The sequence below is a fragment of the Lysinibacillus sp. VIII_CA genome (assembly GCF_049943995.1).
Taxonomy (GTDB): domain Bacteria; phylum Bacillota; class Bacilli; order Bacillales_A; family Planococcaceae; genus Lysinibacillus; species Lysinibacillus pinottii.
Genome location: NZ_JBNFXM010000011.1, coordinates 94,733 through 116,497 on the forward strand (window position 1 = coordinate 94,733; position 21,765 = coordinate 116,497).

At 36.4% G+C, this 21,765-nt stretch carries 21 protein-coding genes and 1 pseudogene; 15 read left to right on the top strand and 7 right to left on the bottom strand.

What is annotated here, in order from left to right:
- Positions 1-33 precede the first annotated feature (33 nt).
- Positions 34-2,058, bottom strand: coding sequence for an EAL domain-containing protein (locus ACP3VS_RS15600; RefSeq protein ID WP_012292629.1), 2,025 nt, complete (start codon positions 2,056-2,058; stop codon positions 34-36).
- Positions 2,059-2,244: 186 nt separating this feature from the next.
- Here ACP3VS_RS15600 and ACP3VS_RS15605 point away from each other — a divergent pair, with 186 nt between their 5' ends.
- From ACP3VS_RS15605 to ACP3VS_RS15625, 5 genes are all read left to right on the top strand, one after another.
- Complete coding sequence (locus ACP3VS_RS15605; RefSeq protein ID WP_012292630.1) at positions 2,245-3,138, top strand: DMT family transporter; 894 nt, start codon at positions 2,245-2,247, stop codon at positions 3,136-3,138.
- Between the two features lie 66 nt (positions 3,139-3,204).
- A complete protein-coding gene (locus tag ACP3VS_RS15610) occupies positions 3,205-4,926 on the top strand; it encodes an ABC transporter ATP-binding protein (RefSeq protein WP_426389163.1) in 1,722 nt (573 codons plus the stop codon).
- Positions 4,926-6,758, top strand: coding sequence for an ABC transporter ATP-binding protein (locus ACP3VS_RS15615; RefSeq protein ID WP_426389165.1), 1,833 nt, complete (start codon positions 4,926-4,928; stop codon positions 6,756-6,758). Before ACP3VS_RS15610 ends, ACP3VS_RS15615 begins: the two co-directional genes overlap by 1 nt.
- A gap of 363 nt (positions 6,759-7,121) precedes the next feature.
- Entirely contained in the window at positions 7,122-7,988 is an 867-nt protein-coding gene (locus tag ACP3VS_RS15620; RefSeq protein WP_012292634.1) for a GNAT family N-acetyltransferase, read from the top strand.
- A gap of 100 nt (positions 7,989-8,088) precedes the next feature.
- Positions 8,089-8,211, top strand: a complete 123-nt coding sequence (locus ACP3VS_RS15625; RefSeq protein ID WP_255350390.1) for a hypothetical protein — start codon at positions 8,089-8,091, stop codon at positions 8,209-8,211.
- Positions 8,212-8,245: 34 nt separating this feature from the next.
- Here the strand turns inward: ACP3VS_RS15625 and helD are convergent, their stop codons facing one another.
- Positions 8,246-10,474 (bottom strand): RNA polymerase recycling motor HelD, encoded by a 2,229-nt coding sequence (helD, locus tag ACP3VS_RS15630; RefSeq protein WP_012292635.1) that lies wholly within the window; start codon positions 10,472-10,474, stop codon positions 8,246-8,248.
- Positions 10,475-10,626: 152 nt separating this feature from the next.
- Here helD and ACP3VS_RS15635 point away from each other — a divergent pair, with 152 nt between their 5' ends.
- Complete coding sequence (locus ACP3VS_RS15635) at positions 10,627-11,343, top strand: glycerophosphodiester phosphodiesterase (RefSeq protein ID WP_012292636.1); 717 nt, start codon at positions 10,627-10,629, stop codon at positions 11,341-11,343.
- A gap of 86 nt (positions 11,344-11,429) precedes the next feature.
- Here ACP3VS_RS15635 and ACP3VS_RS15640 read toward each other — a convergent pair whose 3' ends face one another.
- Positions 11,430-12,452, bottom strand: a complete 1,023-nt coding sequence (locus ACP3VS_RS15640; protein ID WP_031418389.1) for a DUF2804 domain-containing protein — start codon at positions 12,450-12,452, stop codon at positions 11,430-11,432.
- Between the two features lie 182 nt (positions 12,453-12,634).
- Between ACP3VS_RS15640 and ACP3VS_RS15645 the strand changes: the two genes are divergently transcribed.
- Together ACP3VS_RS15645 and ACP3VS_RS15650 are read left to right on the top strand one after the other, a co-directional pair.
- Positions 12,635-13,129 carry an amidase domain-containing protein gene (locus ACP3VS_RS15645; RefSeq protein ID WP_012292638.1) on the top strand — a complete coding sequence of 165 codons (495 nt, stop codon included), beginning with the start codon at positions 12,635-12,637 and terminating at the stop codon, positions 13,127-13,129.
- A 95-nt stretch (positions 13,130-13,224) separates the two neighbouring features.
- Entirely contained in the window at positions 13,225-13,797 is a 573-nt protein-coding gene (locus tag ACP3VS_RS15650; RefSeq protein ID WP_281486757.1) for a nitroreductase family protein, read from the top strand.
- A gap of 70 nt (positions 13,798-13,867) precedes the next feature.
- Here ACP3VS_RS15650 and ACP3VS_RS15655 read toward each other — a convergent pair whose 3' ends face one another.
- Together ACP3VS_RS15655 and ACP3VS_RS15660 are read right to left on the bottom strand one after the other, a co-directional pair.
- A complete protein-coding gene (locus tag ACP3VS_RS15655; RefSeq protein WP_012292640.1) occupies positions 13,868-15,250 on the bottom strand; it encodes a dipeptidase in 1,383 nt (460 codons plus the stop codon).
- A gap of 96 nt (positions 15,251-15,346) precedes the next feature.
- Positions 15,347-16,547 (bottom strand): annotated as a pseudogene (locus ACP3VS_RS15660) (tyrosine-type recombinase/integrase).
- Positions 16,548-16,809: 262 nt separating this feature from the next.
- Between ACP3VS_RS15660 and ACP3VS_RS15665 the strand changes: the two are divergent.
- The 3 genes from ACP3VS_RS15665 (at position 16,810) to ACP3VS_RS15675 (ending at position 17,953) form a co-directional block, all read left to right on the top strand.
- A complete protein-coding gene (locus ACP3VS_RS15665; protein WP_036217807.1) occupies positions 16,810-17,193 on the top strand; it encodes a hypothetical protein in 384 nt (127 codons plus the stop codon).
- A gap of 366 nt (positions 17,194-17,559) precedes the next feature.
- Positions 17,560-17,709, top strand: a complete 150-nt coding sequence (locus tag ACP3VS_RS15670) for a hypothetical protein (protein ID WP_155273088.1) — start codon at positions 17,560-17,562, stop codon at positions 17,707-17,709.
- A 61-nt stretch (positions 17,710-17,770) separates the two neighbouring features.
- Entirely contained in the window at positions 17,771-17,953 is a 183-nt protein-coding gene (locus tag ACP3VS_RS15675) for a hypothetical protein (RefSeq protein WP_036217809.1), read from the top strand.
- A 205-nt stretch (positions 17,954-18,158) separates the two neighbouring features.
- Here ACP3VS_RS15675 and ACP3VS_RS15680 read toward each other — a convergent pair whose 3' ends face one another.
- Both ACP3VS_RS15680 and ACP3VS_RS15685 read right to left on the bottom strand, forming a co-directional pair.
- On the bottom strand, positions 18,159-18,383 hold the full coding sequence (locus tag ACP3VS_RS15680; RefSeq protein ID WP_051800310.1) for a hypothetical protein: 225 nt from the start codon (positions 18,381-18,383) through the stop codon (positions 18,159-18,161).
- 77 nt (positions 18,384-18,460) lie between these two features.
- Positions 18,461-19,144 carry a hypothetical protein gene (locus ACP3VS_RS15685; RefSeq protein WP_036217811.1) on the bottom strand — a complete coding sequence of 228 codons (684 nt, stop codon included), beginning with the start codon at positions 19,142-19,144 and terminating at the stop codon, positions 18,461-18,463.
- Positions 19,145-19,567: 423 nt separating this feature from the next.
- On the opposite strand from ACP3VS_RS15685, the gene ACP3VS_RS15690 reads away from it, so the two are divergent.
- The 4 genes from ACP3VS_RS15690 to ACP3VS_RS15705 form a co-directional block, all read left to right on the top strand.
- Complete coding sequence (locus tag ACP3VS_RS15690) at positions 19,568-20,422, top strand: hypothetical protein (protein WP_426389169.1); 855 nt, start codon at positions 19,568-19,570, stop codon at positions 20,420-20,422.
- 96 nt (positions 20,423-20,518) lie between these two features.
- The gene (locus tag ACP3VS_RS15695) at positions 20,519-21,049 is read left to right on the top strand and encodes a hypothetical protein (protein ID WP_036217863.1); all 531 of its coding nucleotides are present in this window, start codon (positions 20,519-20,521) and stop codon (positions 21,047-21,049) included.
- A 75-nt stretch (positions 21,050-21,124) separates the two neighbouring features.
- Complete coding sequence (locus ACP3VS_RS15700) at positions 21,125-21,343, top strand: hypothetical protein (RefSeq protein WP_036217861.1); 219 nt, start codon at positions 21,125-21,127, stop codon at positions 21,341-21,343.
- 183 nt (positions 21,344-21,526) lie between these two features.
- Positions 21,527-21,765: transposase (locus tag ACP3VS_RS15705; RefSeq protein ID WP_426389171.1), on the top strand; the 239-nt coding region annotated here is incomplete at its 3' end.

Sequence of the window (21,765 nt, forward strand, 5' to 3'; positions counted from 1 at the left end):
TATGCTATGATACGCAACCTCCTTTTTATAATATCATTTTTTTATAAGCAATGCTTCGATTTCATCCGGTGTTACAGGCTTACTAATATAGTAGCCTTGAATAGCATCACAACCATAAGTAATTAATAAATCAGCCTGTTCAGCTGTTTCTACACCTTCAGCTACAACTTTAAGTTCCATAGATTTACCAAGCTGTACCATACCGTTCATAAGCTTTTGGCTCTTTTCGGATTTTAGCAGAGAATTCGTAAATGTTTGATCGATTTTCACTGTATCTATTGGTAAAATTTGCATATACCTAAATGATCCATAGCCCGTACCGAAATCATCTAAAATGAAAGATATGCCTTCGTTTTCTAGTTTGCGCATTTGCTGAGCAATAGATGTTGCAGCTTCTGCCTCTAAAGCAAATTTTTCAGTGATTTCAATTTGCAGAAGGTTGGCTGGACATCCTGTTTTAGCTATCATTTCAAGAATGGACTTAGCCATATTTTTATCACGGAACTCACGTACAGAAGAGTTGATGGATACTTTTAATTCATGGCCAGCTTTTTTCCAAATTAACGCCTGCTCACAAGCTCTCTCTAGCATAAAGGAACCGATATTATTAATTAGTCCTGTCTCTTCTGCGATAGGAATTAATTCATCTGGTGAAACCACGCCAATCACTTCATCTTCCCAACGTACAAGTGCCTCAACAGCTGTAATTTTCCCAGAATAAACATCGATTTGTGGCTGGTAAAGAACCTTTAGATTTTTTTGATCGAGTGCTTGTAATAATCGTTTTTCAATTAATGCTTTACGATTTAAAGCTTTATGTGTCGCTGTTGATAGTGACACAATTTTATCTCCACCAGCTTCACGCACAGTAGAAATAGTAGCAATAGACGCTTTCATAAGCTGCGAAAATGTTGTTTGATCCTCTGGATATCTTGTGATACCACCACTAATAGAGATGGGTACTGCGATATTACCACTATAAATAGGGTGCTGTTGTAAGTATGATAAAAAGCCTTGAATAAACCATTCACTTAAAGGAGTGATAACCACAAAATCATTTTCATTGATACGAGCCATCGTGCTATCCTGGAAATACATCTTTATACGATTTGTAAATTCAATAATTAAGCTTTGATCGATTTGTTGGTCGTGCAGTTCTTTTAAAGTATAAAATTTATCAATACTTAAATAGACAAATGAAAAGTGTCTGTCATCCTCAATCATATTGCTAATGACCTTTTCAAGTCGGTGGGCATTCATGAGCCCAGTTTCTGTATCGATATAAGCTATTTTCTCAAGCTGGTGTTGGATAGTTTTTGATTTAGTAATATCCTTTTCAATTAAGAAAAATTGCTGTTCACCTGTTTCTAGATTAAAAGTTGGGATAGCCGTTAGTAATACCCAATAGGATTGCCCCGCTTTTGTGATTTTTTCAACTTCACCTTGCCATGTGTGACCATTGTTTAAATTACGCCAGATAGTATTTGTCACTTTTTCACTAGTATCATTATCTGGAAACAGCTGCCAAAAAGTTTTGCCGATAACACGCTTGGGTGTCCATTGACTTGTTTTTAGAAACTCATTATTACATTCTAAGATAAAACCATCATGATCGAGTGTTACAGTCATAAATGTAGCATCCAATCCTTGTTTAAGGTCTACAAATGTACTGCAATGAGAGACAGCATTAGTCATTAATTCTGGCGGCATAAAAACCATGAGAATCAAACGTTCTCCTTGTTCTGTATAAGGTTTAGCAAGTAGTGCTGTCGACATTTCTGTTTTTGAAGCGGTGTGAATTTGAATTTTCTCTATAAACGTGCTGTCCTCGTTTTGTAGGATAGCTTGAAAAGTTTCTACTGGAAGCTGACGTAGTAGATTTTCGTGTATAGATGGAGTAGTATTTCCTGTAATATCGTTAGTTGATAAACCAATCAGATGTTCAGCGCTCTTTCCCCAGATAGTGGCTTGTCCATCTTGATTTAGAATTATTGCAGGAAAAGGAAGTGAATTTAAATAATGTTCATCAATCGTAAATGATTTATGCATATGACTCATGAGTTTTCGATCTCCTTGGGTAATCAATATATACTAATATTATAGATAATTATATGGAATTAGTCATTATGAATATATTTGTAAATATTTGATAATGAAAAGAATTAGGACTTTTCTAGTGATATTCAAGAAAAGATTTGAAGAAAAATAACATTTTTTAGTACGTATATAGGAAGCAGGATTTGTATGCAACGTTTAAAAGGAATACTATTTATCGTCTCAGGTGCTATGTTATGGGGTGCGACTGGCCCCTTGATGGAGTGGTTACTAAACCATACATCATTGACAGTTTCCTTTATGTTAACAATCCGTTTATCGGTTGCAGGTATGATACTACTTACATATTTATTGTTAACTGGAAAAAACATTTTTGGTATTTGGCAGCACAAACTATGGGGTAGACAGCTCATTGTTTTTGGTATTGTAGGTATGCTAGGTGTTCAATTTGCATTTGTAGCAGCAATTCATGAAAGTAATGCTGTGCTAGCGACCTTGCTACAGTTTCTAGCGCCAATATTTGTTGTGGCATATGTCTCTCTTAGTTTAAAGAAATGGCCACCAAAATATCAAGTAATAGGAATTATTGGTACCCTTATGGGGTTATTTCTACTACTAACGAACGCTTCATTTAATAGTTTGCTTATTAGTCCAAAAGCATTGCTATGGGGTGTAGCAGTAGGCTTAACCTTTGCCTTTTACACATTATATCCTGCACGTTTAATGAGAGAGTGGAATGTCCTGTTAGTTGTTGGTTGGGGGATGCTAATAGGTGGTCTTACATTAGGCATTGTGAGCCGAGTATGGCTGTCCGACCAATGGACCGTTTTTACTAATTTTAAGACGCTTCTGTTGATGTTTGCTTTAATATTTTTTGGAACAGTCGCTTTCATATTGTTTTTAAGTAGTATGAAATATATAACAGCTGTGGAAACGAGTATCCTCTCTAGCATTGAACCATTGACGGCTATGATTATATCAGTTATTGTCTTCGGTACTTCTCTAGGATTTTGGCAATTAATAGGGGTATTCGTTATGCTTGTATGTGTAACATGGCTTTCAATCGCAGGTGAGAAAGCATAAATATACTATTGTGTAAGAATTTTTAACTAGCTATGAAATTTTATCTTAGGACAAGGGGGAAAGAATGTGAAAGAAGTTTTTTCCTATGTAAGACCTTATAAATGGACTGCTATCTTTGCTTTATGTTTAATGTTGTTAGAGTTATTTGTGGAGCTTGTACAGCCGCTTATTATGGCTAAAATCATTGATGATGGAATAAGGGCTCAAAATCACGAAATGATTGTGCAATGGGGTGCTGTTTTACTTGGACTTTCATTTGTTGCCTTTATGGCGGGTATCATTAATTCATACTTTTCATCTCATACTGCTCAAAGCTTTTCTTATGATCTACGAAATGCCATGTTTGATAAAATCCAATCCTTTACACTAGCAACCTATCAAAAATTTTCTACGGCATCCTTGATTACGAGATTAACCAATGATGTTACACAGGTACAAACGGTGCTGTTTATGAGCTTACGTATTATGCTTCGGGCACCCCTTGCTGTGCTAGGAAGTATAGTAATGGCTTTTATTGTGAATGCAAAATTAGCCTTGTTTTTAGTCATAGGTGCACCTATCATTTTAATTTTCCTTATTTTTATGGTCGCAAAGGGCGTGTCTTATTTTGGCAGAGTGCAGAAAAGAGTTGACCGTTTAAATAGGGTTTTACAGGAGAATTTACAAGCTATACGTTTAGTAAAGGCATACTTACGAGGGACATATGAGGCTTCACGCTTTGATGAGGTTGCATCTCGTTTGAAATTGGATACTGTAAAGGCTTTACGCATAATGGAATACATTATGCCAGTTCTTTTATTCATTATGAATATGAGTCTACTCGCCGTCTTATGGTTTGGTACAAAACAGGTTGCAGCTGGGACAACACCACTTGGAGATATTGTTGCGATTGTCAACTATGCGATGCGTATGACAGGCTCGTTTTCAATGTTCGCTTTTATTATAATCTTTTATGCGCGTGCAAAGGCGTCAGCTGAGCGTATGGCAGAAGTTCTTTCCACAGAAAATGAGGTGGAGGAAGTTTCATTTTCAGAAGAAATCAGTCAAGGTATACGCTACGGTGAGTTAACATTTGAACATGTTAGTTTTACTTATCCAGGAGGAGAGGTGCCAGTCCTATCAGATGTTAATTTCCAAGTTAATTCGGGTGAAAAATTAGCGATATTGGGGGCGACTGGTGCTGGTAAATCCACTTTGTTACAACTTATTCCTCGTTTTTATGAAGTAACTGAGGGAAGAATATTAGTAGAGGGACAGGATGTTCAACAGTGGGATTTACAAGAGTTACGTGAAGTTATAGGTTATGTCCCTCAGCAGTCTTTGTTATTTACAGGCAGTATTGCGGATAATGTGCGTTGGGGAGATACGCATGCTGAAATGGATACTGTACTACAGGCTACAATGCAAGCTCAAATACATGCATCTGTTGAGGATTTTCCAAATGGTTATGACACTAAGGTTGGGCAAAAGGGGGTCAACTTATCTGGAGGGCAAAAACAAAGGCTATCCATTGCGAGAGCACTCTTGAGAAAAGGGCATATATTAATGCTCGATGATAGTACAAGTGCATTGGATGTCAAAACAGAACAGGCGCTTTGGGAGGCACTGAGCGAAGAACAGGCTACGATGCTGGTGGTCACGCAAAAAATTCGTACAGCTAAAGGTGCAGACCGTATTTTACTTATTGATGCTGGAAAAGTAGTTGCATATGGAACCCATGAAGAGCTTTTACAATCCTCAACGCTTTATAAAAAAATTGCAGTCTCTCAACAGGAGGTGGAGGAATAATGGGATTTTTCCAAAAACCTTTTGGCTATGAGCCGATCTTGACTAAAGATGATCTTCAGCAGGCTGTGAAGAAAAAGAAAGGGCCACGAGCAAGTGATTGGAAAAGTACATTGCTACGGTTATGGAAAATTGTTGATGAGCAACGAGCACTTCTAGTAGTAGTTCTTTTACTAGTCATGACGAGTTCAATTTTGGCTTTAGTTGGCCCATATGTGATTGGCCGAATGATTGATCACTATGTTATGCATGGAGAGCTAGCTGGCTTAGGCAAGGGTATTGTTTTATTAATGGGCATTTATATGCTGCTAGCCGTCTCCCTGTTCCTGCAAAATTATTGGATGATTGGTATTGCTCAGCAAACGATTTACAGGCTAAGAACAAGTGTATTTGGTCATTTTCAACGACTGCCGATTGCGTTCTTTGATCGACGTCAACATGGCGAATTAATGAGCCGAATGACGAATGATATCGAAGCGGTCAGTTCAACGCTAAATAGTTCTTTTATTCAGGTGTTTTCAAGTGTATTAACGCTTGGAGGAACCATTATTATTATGCTGAGCTTAAGTCCGTTGCTAACCATTTTAACCATGACCATTATTCCCTTTATGTTTTGGGCAATGCGGTGGATTACACGTAGAACGGCTCCCTTATTTAAGGAGCAGCAAGCAGCTATTGGGGCCTTGAACGGCATGATAGAAGAAACCATATCTGGACAGCGCATTGTGAAAGCTTTTTCCCAAGAGGAAAGAATGAAGATAGAGTTTCAGGAAAAAAGCTTGAGATTAAGAAGAACGGGATTTTGGGCACAGACATATTCTGGTTATATTCCAAAGGTCATGAATTTCTTAAATAATATGAGCTTTACTATTGTTGCGGGAATAGGGGGTGTACTTGCTTTATATGGGCATGTGTCAATAGGGGTTATCGTTATATTTACTGAATATGCTCGCCAATTTACACGTCCATTAAATGATTTAGCAAATCAATTTAACACAGTGTTATCAGCTATTGCTGGTGCTGAAAGAGTATTTGCGTTACTGGACGAACAACCAGAAGTAGAATCTACCTCAGCGAAAGATCACCAGTTATTGGGTCATGTAGCATTTAAGCAAGTGTATTTTAAATATGCACATGACCAGGAATCTTACACATTAAAAAATGTTGATTTTCAAGTGGAGCCTGGACAGACGGTAGCTCTTGTAGGAGCTACAGGAGCAGGGAAAACGACAATCCTTCAACTTATTGCCAGGTTCTACGAAGTGTTAAAGGGCGAAGTGTTATTTGATGGCATTAACGTTCAGGAAATTGATCGTCCATCCTTGCGTTCCCAAATGGCTTTTGTATTGCAGGACCCATTTTTATTTGAAGCAACTGTTCGTGAAAATATCCGATATGGCCAATTAAATGCAAGTGATGCTGATATTGAGGAAGCCGCTAAGCGTGCTAATGCACATGACTTTATTATGAAGCTCAAAGATGGATACGATACGATTCTTGCTGCAGATGGACGAGAAATTTCCCAAGGCCAAAAACAATTGCTATCAATTGCACGTGCACTTATTGCGGACCCTAAAATTTTATTGTTAGATGAAGCGACAAGCAGTATCGACACAGTAACAGAAATGGCGATTCAAGAGGCACTTGATACATTAATGCAAGGACGCACAAGCTTTGTTATTGCACACCGATTAAATACAGTGCATAATGCCGACATGGTTTTAGTCATGCATAAAGGTGAGCTAGTGGAAGCTGGGCCACAGCAAAAGCTGATTGAATCGGGTGGTTTATATGCGCAAATGCTGCATTCATCCTCTTATCATTTAGAAGAATAGCTAATAGCAACTATTACAAGAGTAATTTCATTTGAAATTACTCTTTTTTAGTAGGATTAATAAATGTAATTAATTTGAATAAATAGTATAATTAATATAGAGAAGTAGGGAATAGTATATAGTTTGAAAGTAACTAGATGAAAAGAGTAATAATGATAGTAAGAGTTTGTTAGGTTATTATAAATCTAGTATTCATAGTAAATTTTAGTTGTTTTTGTGAACTTTTATAGTAAAAATCCTTTTATTATTAGATTGATTAAAGTAAAATTCTCATTAATAGAGGGTGATCATATATTTAGTTGCCAGCTTATTTTCATTCTTGCTACAATAGGGCAATAGTCTGATACAGGAACGGAGTAAACAATGAATATTTCAGTGATGACAGTGTCTTTCCCATTGGATGGAGAAACATTAAAGGAAGTAAAATTATTATGTGAAGAAGCGACAATTCATGATTATCGAGTATACGAAACTATTATGAATGTGCCAATGGCTAGCTCTTTTGAATCGAAGGGCTTTATGGTATTGGCGTATGAGGATGATCATGATTTGTTAGTTGGAGCTGCAAGTGCCATAGATTTAATTGGGGTCCATACGTATGAGTGGTCACTAGTGGTGACACCTGCATATCGCCAAAAGGGGATTGGGACTGCATTAGTTGAAGGGATACAAGTTGGGCTAAAAGAACGAGGGGCAGAGGGGCAGTTAGCTGTTGTTATTGACGGTTCCCCACATGGACACACATTTATTGAAAATAAAAATTATGTTTACAGCTTCTCAGAAGCGACCTTAGAAACAAAAGCGGAACCTGTAGCATTACAAAACGATATTAGTATTCTTCCCTATAATGGCGAACAGGCTGAGCTAATTGCTATTTATAGTAAAGCATTTGGAGATTTACCAGAAGAATCAACAGAGCTCATTGCCTTCAATACGTCCACTAATGGAAGAAAGCTATGGGTAGCTTACCGAGATGGTGAAGTTGTTGGAACGGTGACGACAGCTCAGGAAAATGAAATACAATGGGTGACAGCCCTTGCCGTCCACCCAAATTGTGAAGGACAAGGTATTGGGACGGCTTTACTGTCCTTTACGAAGGATTATGCGAGTAAAACGGGCGCAACTTTTGTGATGTTAGATGTTGAAGTAGACAATAAAAAAGCAATATCTGTTTATGAAAAGGCTGGTTTTATGAAAGCCCAGCAAATTGATTATTATGTAAAGCAATAATAAAAAGGGCGAGGAGTGATAGGAACTCATCGCCCTTTTTAGCATAATTGCGTACTATCTTCATATAGTATTAATAAGCCTTATGAAAGGAGTCGTGATTATGCGCATGCCAGCATTGCCTAAAAAGAAGTCTCCTCCGAAGGAAGCACCAAGTTCGTGGTGGAAAGTGGTTAAGGCCTATCTATCGAAAGGAAAGTTCTATCGATTACCACCGAGAAATTAATGAGGTATGAAAAAAGTCGCCTTATAGCGACTTTTTAATTTTCTAATAAGAATGTATTTTTGGAGGGACCTATTAGGTAAAGCTCATGCATGGCCCGTGTGAGTGCTACATAGAGTAGCTTTCGGTCAATGGGCGTGTCGTAAAAGGGCGTATGAAACGCAGCTACAATAACGGCATCAAATTCAAGTCCTTTCGCTAAATGGCTTGGAACAACGAGTAACATTTCCTGATTAATGGAATCATTTTCAGTTAGGAGCTGTGCAGGTAATTGGTGAGCGGTTAAATCGTTTTGCATCATTATTGCTTCAACAGTCGTTTTGCATATTAAAGCAATGGACCGATGTCCATGTTGACGAATCGTGTCAAAAATTTCTTTAATTTTTAAGGCGTCGAACTGTTCCGCTTGAATAAAACTAGGCACATTGCCATGACGAACAACTGGCTCCACCAACGGAAGTTGTTCATCCATTTGCGCTAAAATTTCATTAGCGACTTCCATAATTTCAATGGTTGTACGATAGCTTTTTTGCAAAGTTCGAAAGCTTGCTCGTGGGAATAAACCTTGGACAGGCTCCCAAGCAGTTAATGAGCGATAGCTATGAATTCCTTGAGCTAAATCACCAACCATTGTAAACATATCAGTATCCAAACCTGTTTTTAAAGCAGCGAGCTGAAAAAGACTATAGTCTTGTACTTCATCGATAAAGACAACGCGCATCTTCCATTCATCTGGGATGCCTTTTAAGCGTGCCTGTAAATAATAAAGTGCAGCTAAATCTTCAAGTGCCCATTGTTCCTTGCGATGTGATTGTAAAAATTGCTGTTGTTCGAGATAATGCCATTCAGGTGCCAACTCCGCTAAAAGTTCAGCGTTGGTGAGCAGTGAACGATAGAGAGTTTTAATGTTGTGTTTCGAAAAGCGACGCATATATGCAGCTGCCGTTGATTTGGCTTCTTTTTCAATGGCAGGAATTCGCTCATCTCGTTCATCGATAAACTTTGTTACAACACGTCGCCGTTTTTCATCATCTCGAATTCCATTTAAGGCCTTGCCTAGTGCTTCATCATATTTTTTATGGAGTGTAGCTAAGACAGACTGCTTTTTCTGACGAACATGGCTAGCTAACACCTTTTTAATATGTGCTAGTCGTTTTTCGATTGGCATATAAGAAAATTCATATAAAAATAGCTTCTTAAGGTGAGAAGCTCGCATGATACAGTATCTTTCAATGTAAACATCTTCAAATTGCTCTGCAATATCTTGCTCTAGTTTTTGGATATAGCGTTCGATAACATCGCGATAATAAAGAGAGCCTTTCATTTCAGCTATCCAAGCAGTTGGCTGAGAATTTCCTCCTGCCACAAGCGATTCTAATTGTTCATTTGGATTTTGAAGTTTTAATTTTAGTTTAGTGGCGGATAGAACGTAATCGGTAAAAGTAGTTTGGCATATTTTATCGACGCCTAGTTCTGGTAAGACATCTCCAATATAATCAATAAATAACTTATTCGGTGCTAAAATCATGAGCTGCTCAGGATTAAAATGCTCACCCATTGTGTAGAGGAAATAGGATATTCGGTGTAGGGCAATGGTAGTTTTTCCACTGCCTGCTGCTCCCTGCACAATTATTGGTTGACGAAGATGTGCGCGAATAATTTCATTCTGCTCTTTTTGGATTGTCGAGACAATTTCGGTTAGACGAACATCAGCTTTACCAGCCAATGCTTCTTGTAACAGTTCATCGTTCGTAGTTAAATCAATATCACGTATATCGAGCAAATCGCCATTTTCAATTTTATATTGTCGCTTAGCAAATAGATGCCCTTTATGAATTTCTCCACGGACATCGTACTCCATATCACCAAGGCGGCCATCATAATAGACATTCGCTACTGGTGAGCGCCAATCGACAATAATCGGCTCATGTGTTTCACGATGAAATAACGAGGTTTTTCCAATGTAAAGAAGTTCTTCAGGGTCACCTGTCTTTTGAAAATGGATTCTGGCAAAATAAGGCTTCTTTTGAACGGCTTCTAGCCCTTCCTTTTGATTACGGGCCATTTCAAAGAATCGGGCATTGGTTAAGATGTTTAAATAACTCAAACTAGAATCTAAGTAATCAAGATCTGCCATCGACTTCCGAATATTTTCTTGAGCGGATTTTAAATCTCTTTGTGACTCATTTAAAATTTGTTGCATATAACTTTGGGTATACGCTAATCGCTCTACTTCTGTCTGAAAATCTGGATGTTTTACAGTCATTTTTTAGCACCTCCTAGGTACTTACAATTTCAAAGTAGATTATCATACTACTATATATAATATTTACCATCAAGTGAAAGCTTAAAAGCTGAATATGTTACTATTACGTTGGGGTTTTAAAGGAATATTACTAAAAGAGGAGGTTTAATATTTTGGATATTTTTGCACACAGAGGTGTTTCTGCAAGCTACCCGGAAAATACAATTGCTGCATTTCAAGCAGCATCTAAGCTTCCTATAGCAGGGATTGAGCTAGATGTTCATTTAACAGCAGATAAAGAGGTCGTTGTTATTCATGATGAAACCATTAACCGTACCTCCAATGGTTCAGGCTATGTAAAAGATTTTACGTTACAGCAATTACGTACATTTGATTTTGGCTCATGGTACTCATTGGATTATAGTGGAGAAGTGATTCCGACCTTAGGGGAGGTACTAGAACAATTTGTAGGTACCAATCATCGTATTAACATTGAGCTAAAAACAGATGTGTTTGCCTATGAAGGAATCGAGACATTAGTACTAAAGGAAGTAGCAGCCCAACAAATGACTGAGAGGGTTATTATCTCTTCTTTTAATCATGAATCGTTGCAAACAGTCGCTCAAATTGCACCATATATTGAAATTGCTGCATTGTTTGCAGAAGTTTTAGTGGATTTTTCGACTTACGTTGCGCTCATTCCTGCTAAAGGCATCCATGTTAGTTTGCCTACAGCGTATCGTAAATCAGTAAAACTAGCGCTCGCTGAAGGGGCATCTGTACGTGTTTATACAGTCAACGAGGAGCAGGATGCTCGATACTTACAGCAACTAGGAATACAAGCGATATTTACTGATGATCCAGAGAAAATATTAAAAGCCCTTACTTAAAACAATGTGAGGAGAGGCGCTCGAATTCCGTGGAATGTTTATGTAAGTATAGCCCACGGAACGCGGCGTCTTCTATAAGGTTCGTATTACCATTTTGCTTGGTGTTCCTCAATGCATCCAAGCATTTGTCGAATAACTAATGTTTCACCATTGTCGAGCAAAATGGAACCGTCATAATAACCAAATAATTGATGTACTTCTGATTTTACTAGCTTTGCATTTGTATAGGCTACACGTTCAAAAAACGGAGAGAAGGTTAGTGACACTTGATGAGAGAATTTGGTTTTAACTTTCCAGCGCTGCATGTAATCTTCTGAATCATAATCAAACAATAAATCCTCATGTATTTTTGTCATTTTACCATCAACAAAAACAGCATTTTCAGTCATACCTGTTCCATCTGTCCATTTTCCTCCTAAATTAAGTCCAATCCTTCTTCCACGGACCCGTTGAGAGGCCATTCCCCAATTCCATACCGCTTCACGCGGCCATACACCTCGACCGTAATCTAAGACAGCAAAATTTTCTTCTGCCGAAAAATTATAACGACGAGTACCAATTGTGACAACACCTGAAGTAGGGAGTGTATGATGCTTTCCTGTAAATTGAAATGTTTTACGATTCCAAGGGATGACAACATTTAAGGTTTCGTCTGTAGCGGGATGTTGAATGATAAGCTTTGCACGTAAAATATCTCCATCAAAATTTGGAATAGAAACGGATAGGTGCGTTTCATTTTGTACATATAGTATATCAATCATCATTTCGCTATTTTTAAACGATACAGATTCTAAAACCTGTGTAGGCATTTTTAATTTACCACCGAAGGGAATGGTAATCGTTTTTTCGAAATAGCGCTGCGTTTCATATTCAAGGAAATAGACGAAGCAGACTGCTGCATAATCTAGATGACTAATCGTAGCGGAAAATAAGATTTCATCACCGTAGACACACCAATAGTTCCATTTCTTTTTGCGCATGAGATGGCCGCTTAAATTGCTATTGATAAATGGTTTACGTGCAAATCCGATGGCTGCTGGATTTAAATTACCCTTTTTATCGCATAAAAGAGTAGGCTGTAAAATTTCTTTCTCAGCATGCTGCTTCACATTTAACATCCCTTCTGGTCCTAAAATAAAATCATACATTTCTTTTAATCTTATTGTAGCAAAAATGATCTTAAAAATGGAAAGGAACATACTGATTATACCTATTTTCGACAATAATATGAGTAAGGACCTAACTAATAGAAATACTTGAAGAGACATATGATGGCATAAGGAGGGGGTGTATGGCAAAGATGTATAATAGGCAAGCTGCTGTACAGTATGCCAATTTGTGGTGGAATAGACGTAATCCAGCTTTTCCTAACTTTGATGTAGACTGTACCAACTATATATCACAATGTTTATTAGCAGGTGGGGCACCAATGCGAGGGGCACCAAGTAGAGAGAAGGGCTGGTGGATTCAACAAGGAAATTGGAGCTTTAGCTGGTCTGTTGCACACTCTTTAAGGTGGTATTTAGAAGGCTCAACGATAGGGTTGAAGGGTACACGTGTTCAAACCGCTGAAGAGCTGGAGTTGGGTGATGTTATTTTTTATGATTTTCAAGGAAATGGGAGAATCGATCACTCTGTTATTGTTACTAGTATTCAAAACGGGATTCCCTATGTAAATGCCCATACTTCAGATAGTATTAATCGACCGTATTTTTATGAGGACTCCACAGCCTATACACCAAGCATGACTTACTTTTTCTATCATATAGAGGATAGCTTTGCTTAGGATGAGGTAGTTTTAAAGCATATCATTTTATGATAATGTGAGGGTAGAAGAGATAAACTTAAAAGGTTGTCTTGTGGTAGAAGGAGAATGGATATATGAGCAAACAATTTTTATCGGTTAGAGATGCAATTATTCAACGTCGTTCCATTAAAAAATTTAATGGTCAACCTGTAGATCGGGACGATTTATTGGCCATTATCGACGATGCAGTTTGGGCACCCAACCACGGTAACCGTGAGCCTTGGCGCTTAGTGGTAGCCTGTGGGAAGGAATTAGAAGACCTACAACATTTATTACGCGACCTGACGATTCCGAAATGGCAAGAGCTTTTAAGTGAAGACTTGGCAAAGCAGATGTTGAAATTTACGTTACCTGGTGGCTATGCCTTTGTTATCGTACCTGAGGATGCTCGTCAAAAAGAGCGTTTAGAGGATTATGGTGCAGCGAGTATCTTTATTCAAAATATGCAACTGTTAGCATGGGATAGAGGGATAGGCTCTTGCTGGAAAACACCAGGCTTTTTAGATAATCCAAAGTTCCGCGAAGCCTTAAAGGTACAGCCGGGTGAACGTGTTATTGCGATGCTACAAGTCGGTTATTTTGATGAAGTGCCAAAAGGAAAAGAACGGAAAAAATCAGCTGAAATTGTTACAGTTTTTGGCCAGTAATTGCATAAAGCACCAAAGAAAATCCCCTCACTGAAGTAGTTGAGGGGATTTGTTATGGAATCAAAAAAAATTATTTTTTTAATTCCGAAACTTCATATAAATAATCACTTAAAACGCGTAAACCTTTATCAAAGTTTTCTAAATGGAAATGCTCATTAGGAGCATGGAAGTTTTCACTAGATAAACCGAAGCCCATTAATACTACAGGGATTTCTAAAATTTCATCAAATGCAGCAACGATAGGGATAGATCCACCACCACGAGTGTAAGCAGTAGGCACATTATAAACTTTTTCATAAGAACGTCCAGCTGCTTGAATGAAAGGATGATCAAATGGTGTTAAGAATGCAGGGCCTTTATCAAATTCCGAAATGTTAATTTCTACTCCAGCGGGCTTATGCTTTTCAACGTGGGCTTTTAATAGGGCCACGATTTCATCAGGCTCTTGATTTGGGACGAGACGACATGTGATTTTAGCGCCTGCTTCAGCAGGTAATACCGTTTTGATGCCTTCTCCAGAGAAACCACCAAAGACCCCATTAACCTCTAATGTTGGACGAGCCCAAGTACGTTCTAGGTAGGTAAACCCTTGTTCACCAAATAGTTCTTTAACACCGACCTCTTGTTTAACTGACTCTTCATCAAAACCAAGCGCGCGATAAGCTTCACGTTCTTCTTCTGTTAAAGGTAATACATTGTCGTAGAAACCCTCCACCTGGATTGTGCCATGCTCATCACGGAAGGATGCTAATATTTCAGCTAATGCATGGATGGCATTTTGCACGCCTCCACCATAGAGACCTGAGTGTAAATCTCCTTTAGCTCCACGCACATCAATTTGAATACCTGCTAAACCACGTAAGCCATAGCATACTGCAGGTTTACCAGGACCATAAAGACCAGTATCAGAAATTAAAATTAGATCCGACGCTAATTTTTCCTTATATTCTTCAACAAAGGAAGGTAAATGTGGACTACCAATTTCTTCTTCACCTTCATAAATAAATTTAACGTTCACGGGTAAAGTTCCTGTTGTTGCAAATAAAGCTTCAATCATTTTTAAGTGCATAAATACTTGCCCTTTATCATCACTGGCACCACGAGCGAATAATTTATTGTCGCGAATGGTAGGATTGAAAGGTTCGCTCTCCCATAAATTTAAAGGATCAACAGGTTGTACATCATAATGACCATAAAACAATATAGTGGGTTTGCCTTCCGCATGTAACCAATCAGCATAGACAACTGGATGACCTGCAGTTTGAGTAATAGAGATATTCTCAAGATTTAATTTTTCAAATGCATTAGCGAGCCATTGTGCTGCATGTTGGATATCTTCCTTATGCTCAGATAAAGAACTAATACTTGGAATTTGTAAAAACTCTTTCAATTCGTTTAAATGAGCCTCACGATGTTCAGCAAAATAAGCATCAATTTGCTGTAAATTTGTCATCTAGCATCCCTCTTTCTAATATATTTCGATAATAGAAACAGTATAGCATAATGTGGTTGGGGAATCTTGTTATAGCAATGGTTCCTGCCATATACGTTAATGATTAGCCCCAATTTTAGCCCCACTATCCTGTAAAGTTTGACTAAAGAGTGATACAGATTCAGCTTCTAATTCCTTTAGAACATGGCCGTATACATCCATTATCATTTTTGGTGTATTGCCTAATCGCTCAGCAATAACTTTCACATTGAGTCCACGGTTTAACAAGATAGTGCAATGTGTATGCCTTAAACCATGTATTGTTGTTTTTGACAGTCCAGTCCGATCTAAAATTTTATTGAAAGCATAAATAGGACTTGTTGGAGCAATCGGATCTGCAGCATGTTCAAATATAAACACAAACGTATCATCTTTTGATAAATCGTCTTGCAGTTTCCGGCCGTTTTTAAATAATGCTTTTTTACACCATTTTAAATATGTCTCTAGTTGCTTCATAACCATTTCATCCACTAGAATAGTTCTATAGCTATTCATTGTTTTTGGTGTATGGATACCAATAACATCCCTGGTACACTCAATTGTAATGGTGTTGTTTTGAAAGTCTATATTCTTCCATTGCAATCCTAATGCTTCACCACGGTGGATGCCTGTATAAGCGATCGTAAGGAAAAAAGTATAGTGGGTAAGATTTTCATTCTGTTTGGCATCATCTAAAAAAGTTACCAATTCAGTAGGAGTAAGGAAGTTGGCAGCTTCCTTTTTCTTTTTTGCTTCTGTTGGAATTGTTACTTTTGTGAAGCGATTCCGGCTAAGGATTTCTTCTTCAACCGCTGAATAATTGCAATTTTAAAGATGGTATGCCAAGCAAGTATTGTACTAGGCCGGTAATCACCAACAAGAGCATTGATAAATATTCTTTGATATGTTTGTTTGTCTAATTTTTGAAGCTTGTAATGGCCGAGTAGGGGCTTTAAATGTACACGTACAATGATTTCCCGCTGTACTTGTGTACCAATTTTCCACTTTTTATGATTCATTTCATACCATGTATCGAGCCATTCACTAACGGTCATTTGGTCATTCTCTACAAACTTCTTTTCACCACGCAGTGTTGCAGCCTTTACTTCCAAAAGGCCTTTCAATGCTGCTTTTTCTGTTTTAAAGCCACTTTTCTTCTTCTCTTTCCAGCAGCATCATAATACTTATGTCGAAACATCCATAGTTTTTCTTCATTTGCATTGAAATAGTGATATATTTCAGGTTCTTTTGTTGATTTATATAGTTTCACCTTGTCCATTCCTTTCATGCTTGGGCGAAGCGTGTGTACAGGAATGAGTGATTTTAACAAGTGTAAAACTCAAGGTGGTGAAATAGATGAATGAAGAATATTTAATTGGTCATATAAATGTGTGAATGAAAAACAAAAGCTCTTAACATTAGTCAATTCATTTAATAATATTGTATTCGATTCAACACCTGTGCAAAAAGGGTTGGATATGTTAGATAGCTTAATTCAACAGTTAACGTCTTATAAAGAACAAGTCTCACGTGAAAAGTAGATGACCACTCAACAACCAGCATTAGAAACTATATTAAAACGTGTAAATGCTGATACTCAACTGGTGAATGCCATCGTTACTTATGAAGCTCGTCAATATATTAAAGAGACTAAACAACGCAACCTACACAATTATTCAGAAACCCGATTTGTAGCAATGTGGTTAAATGATGAGCAAAGTGGTACATTCACAGAATTCTGTCAGAAATATCATCACACATTATCCAATCCAAGTAATGAATTAATCTATAATGTAAATCGAGATCTTCGACACAATGGTGATCAATACAAAATAGGTAATGTATTAACAACATATGATTTAAAACGATTTAAACCTGAAGATATTGAGAGTTTAGTGGAAAGTGTTGCAATTAACTTAGAATAGTAAGAAGCATATTCCTCTCTATTTGAAATTAGTCATAACTCTATTTAGCTGGCAGAGCCACTCTCTATGAGTGGTCTTTTCACTAGTGGAAGGATGCGACATCAAACGAGTGACCAAGTATTTAAAACAATCAGCGGAACAGTACCGGGTGTAATTAAAGGACTAAACGACTCGCTTTAATGATCATTGCAGAGAAAGAGAACAGGAAGCGACAAATAGACCTTTTAGAGAGGGCGTATGAGCGTTTTTCTTCATCTTGGATTTATACCCAAACAAGCTTTAGAAGTGATTTAAAGAGCGAGAAAAGGTTGATTATGAGTTACCACTGGGTAGTGAAAAAGCATCTTAAATTTATCGAGGCATACTATGATGCAGATACAGAAGCAACGGAGAAACGTTCAAGAAATCACAAAAGATATTGAAGGGCCAGCACCAAAAGTTAAGCTGACATCGGTGCAACAACTGAAGAAGAATAAAAAGAGAGCAATGAAGCAATTGAATAAACTGTTTATATAGACACTTACCTTTGGGTAGGTGCTTTTTATAGTGTGCGGAAGACAAAAAGGAGGAAATTAAAGTGACTCAAACATGGAATCCAGGTTTACCAGCTATGAAAACTGAAACAGAAAACTTTATTACACCGGCTGTAAAGGATGGTATTATTCAAGCTTCACACTTGATGGATTTGCAGAATGGTACTATGACTACGGACCGTTTGATTGGTTTGTATATTACTATTCAGCAACGTAGAAGCAAATAGAAAAAGCGAAGACCAAGACAGCACTAAGGTTGTCTTGGTTATAGTTAACTTATTTATTTTTTTAGTTTCAGATGGTGATAGAAGAATAAAGTCGTACCGTATTAGCCATTTATAAAAAGGATTAACCGGAAGTTGCACTTCTAAAGTGTTTTTTAATTATTGAAGTAATTAGAGTTTTTGTTTGAATTTGTTTATTTTATAACAATTATTTGTCCTTCTTATAAAGATGAATGATTCCTATCACTATAAATATTATTGAAGCGAATGACAGCTGAAAACCATGAATTTCCCTAAAAGCTGTACCAAAAACCCCATATTCTCCACTCCATTCATCTAGTGTCTGAGCGAATTGGGCTGCTGTAATGTATGTAAAACCAAAAATTAAAACCCCTGAAATTAAAAAACTTAATCCCTTGATTACATTTATCAAATTCCGTCAATCCTTTCATAAATTAAGGCCATTTACGATCCAAATTTTGTTTTGTAAATGGCCTTAATTTTTATAGACTATATCTCATAAACAACATAACAGAAACCTACATGTCTATATGCGGCTCCAGAACCTTTATATTCATGCGGTTTTTGCCAAAGACCAAAAGGGTCAAACCAAACTTCAAAATTTTGTACTTCATAATCATCGTACGCAATGATTTGATAATTATACCCGCCTGTTTTTACGCTATGGTAAGCATTCTTTTTAGTTTTTGACGTCACATCATATCCTACCGCACTCGTTATCAAGCTTGAGTCAACTGTTGCACTTGTGTTGTACATATTAGCGACTTGTACATTTTTTTGATCTAAAACAAGGGTGCTGTTACTAGCAACTCCTGTACCAGATGCTCTTGCGCGAACAGTCGTACCGCACGAAGCTTTCTCGCTCCCAATTTTTTTAATGTATAAACCATTTCCATTTCTTGGAGTAATGTTAACCGTATTGTTTTCTACATCTTCTGCGGAATCAAGATCTGGATGCTTAACATGAACCACTTTTACTAATTTTGCATCAGGAGTTGGTTTCTCCCAATTACATTCTCTTATATACTCTTCTGGATTTTCTGGAACGAATTCATAAGATGAATTGTTTTTTGTTCCAGTATCTTCAGTACTAGCCTTAGCAGTATAACTGTTAACAAAAAGACTTGCTACAATAATTAAAAAACTTGTAAAAAAAACTAGATATTTTTTCACTTTTTACCTCTCCTTTTATGTATGTTTGAAATTATAATTTCTATATTATAGTAACATATCTATTTATTGTATTAAATGACTATTTTAACCTTTTTAGTAAAAATACAAAACACTTTATTACACAATTAAAAAATACTCCCTTAAGATAAACAGATTTTATTTTTTAATCTGTCTACTTAATAGGGAACATATCACAGTATATTAATGAGTCCTGGTCTTATTTTTGTTATTCATCATATGGTCTGAATTTTTTTCAAAGCGATTCAAGTTCATCTTTTTTCTCTAGTAGTACACATTTTAAAACCATTTTTGGTTATTCTTTTGCAACATAAATAGTCTTTATCAAAACACCTACTTCGGTAGGCGTTTTTTCTATTACTGGAATTTGATATATAATACCGGTAAATGATTGGAGGGGTGAAAATGGATTTTGCCCATCTTATTAACGTCACAAAAACAGTATATCTACTTGCTTGTAATAGACGAACTAGCAGAAGCACTGAAGCAAGTAGAGAGCTAGAAAAGTATGTAAATCAACTATCATTTGATGAAATAAAATTTATCCAAATTATTATGTATTTAGGAAGAGAAACAACAGATGAAGATCGATTGAAATATTCTAATAGAGAATTATTTGAGAGTCAACATCGCTATCTTGTAAAGAAATCTTGGAGTATAAGAGAGCTTGAAGCTGACCATACCGTTGCAAAAATGCCCTTAGATGAGTATCTTGAAAAGGGACTAGAAATAGCTGGAAATTTAAACATCCAAATAGGTTTTAATAACGACTTAAATAATAAAAATGTGAATGTAAAAAATGAGGAGGGAGCTATTTTTATGACAAAATATTGTAGAATTCAAACAATGGATGCTAATTTTGTAGATTCTTATTTAGCAAAGGGGTGGGAACTCATAGATACCACTAAAGAATTATCAAGTTTTGGAGAAACAACAATCACATATCATATGGGATACCCTATACATTCTTATATTGCTGATCTAAAAGGGATAATTGAGAAATATGAAGAATTAGGCTTATTTGAAGAGCTCAAAAAACGTTTATGTGAAAAAGAAGAGATAAATATTAAAGGTTTAAGAGAAGAATCGTTTTATTTGGGAGATAGTCCAAAAAATGAAGCAGTAAATTTTTTAAATCATTATGTAAATGTAATAAAGAATAAAAAAGGCAACTATATATATGATGATTCTGCTAACAACAAAAAAGAAGAATCAAAAATAAAAGAAACTGCATCGTTAACAGTAAATGAAGATGATTAGCCATTTTAAATAAAATAGTAGTGATAAGCCAAATCTAACAAGATAGTTTCTACTTCATTATCAACTATTAAAGTAAGTGTAAATTGGAGAATTGTTATGCAAAGAAGAGTTATGATATTTAAAAATATACGTATTCAGAACATGGCAGAATTTATAATATTGTTAGGATTGTCTATTGTTTTTGCTTTAGTATCAACTAAATTGTGTATTGAAAATAATAGAATTTTCGCAGATGTTTTTAATTACTTTAGCGCCAGTGAAATGGTAATACTTATTATTGCTTTAGTCTTATTTATTGAGGGTATTTATATCTTCAGTAAACCTGAAATTATCGGCTTTAGTGTATTTAAAATAGTACGTTTCTTTCTTCCTTATGCAATTATTTTTACTATTATTTTAGAAGTTCATAAATTTATTAATAGTGGTGGACAATTAAATGAGTTAAATAACTATATTTTAGTGTTTCTGTTCACTATCTTTTGGATTCCAACCTTATATGAATTTACAAAATTAATAAGAGCTTTAAAAAATATATTGAAAAATAACGTTGAAGAAAGTAAAGATAGACTTTCAATAATCATAACTATTGTTGGAACTATTATTTCTGCTATAGCATTAATTAAATAGTACATATTTAATCAACCACACCCAATTGGTGTGGCTTTTTATTATGCCAGACGCAAAGTCCGAAGGATGTATCGAATGTACTTTGCGAATAGAACTCTGAATTATGGGGGGCAAAAACTTCCACAAGATGAGAAATCTACAGAACGGACAGTTACTATTAAATTAAGAGCTGTATTTGTAGGGGCATATAGTAAGGCTGTAAAGCGTTTAAGTAGTAAGTCGACTAAATCATCAATTATAGAAGAAACATCAAATAGAGAACGCCCAGTATCGTTTTATAACTGGCTTTTATAATAGAAGGGTTAATGTGAAGTTTTCATTCAGTTTTTAATACATCTTTTATAAATACATTTGATAAATCTTCTGTATTATAAGGTAATATATGTATGCGTTGATTATTAAAAGATTGAATCGGCTACACTAAGTTGGACATAAAAAATAAGGGCTAGTACACTTAGACTACCAACTTAAAGGAGCGTGCTACAGTGTCACGTCAACGTAACTTTTACATCTGAATTTAAATTGCAATTAGTAAAACTTTATGAAAATGGAAAATCCCGTGCAGATATTGCCAGAGAGTACGATATAACGCCTTCGGCTTTAGACCGTTGGATTAAAAACCATCAAGAAACCGGTTCATTCGCTGCCAAAGATAATCGCTCTGAAGAAGATAACGAACTAGCTCGATTACGCAAAGAAAACCAACGTTTACTGAT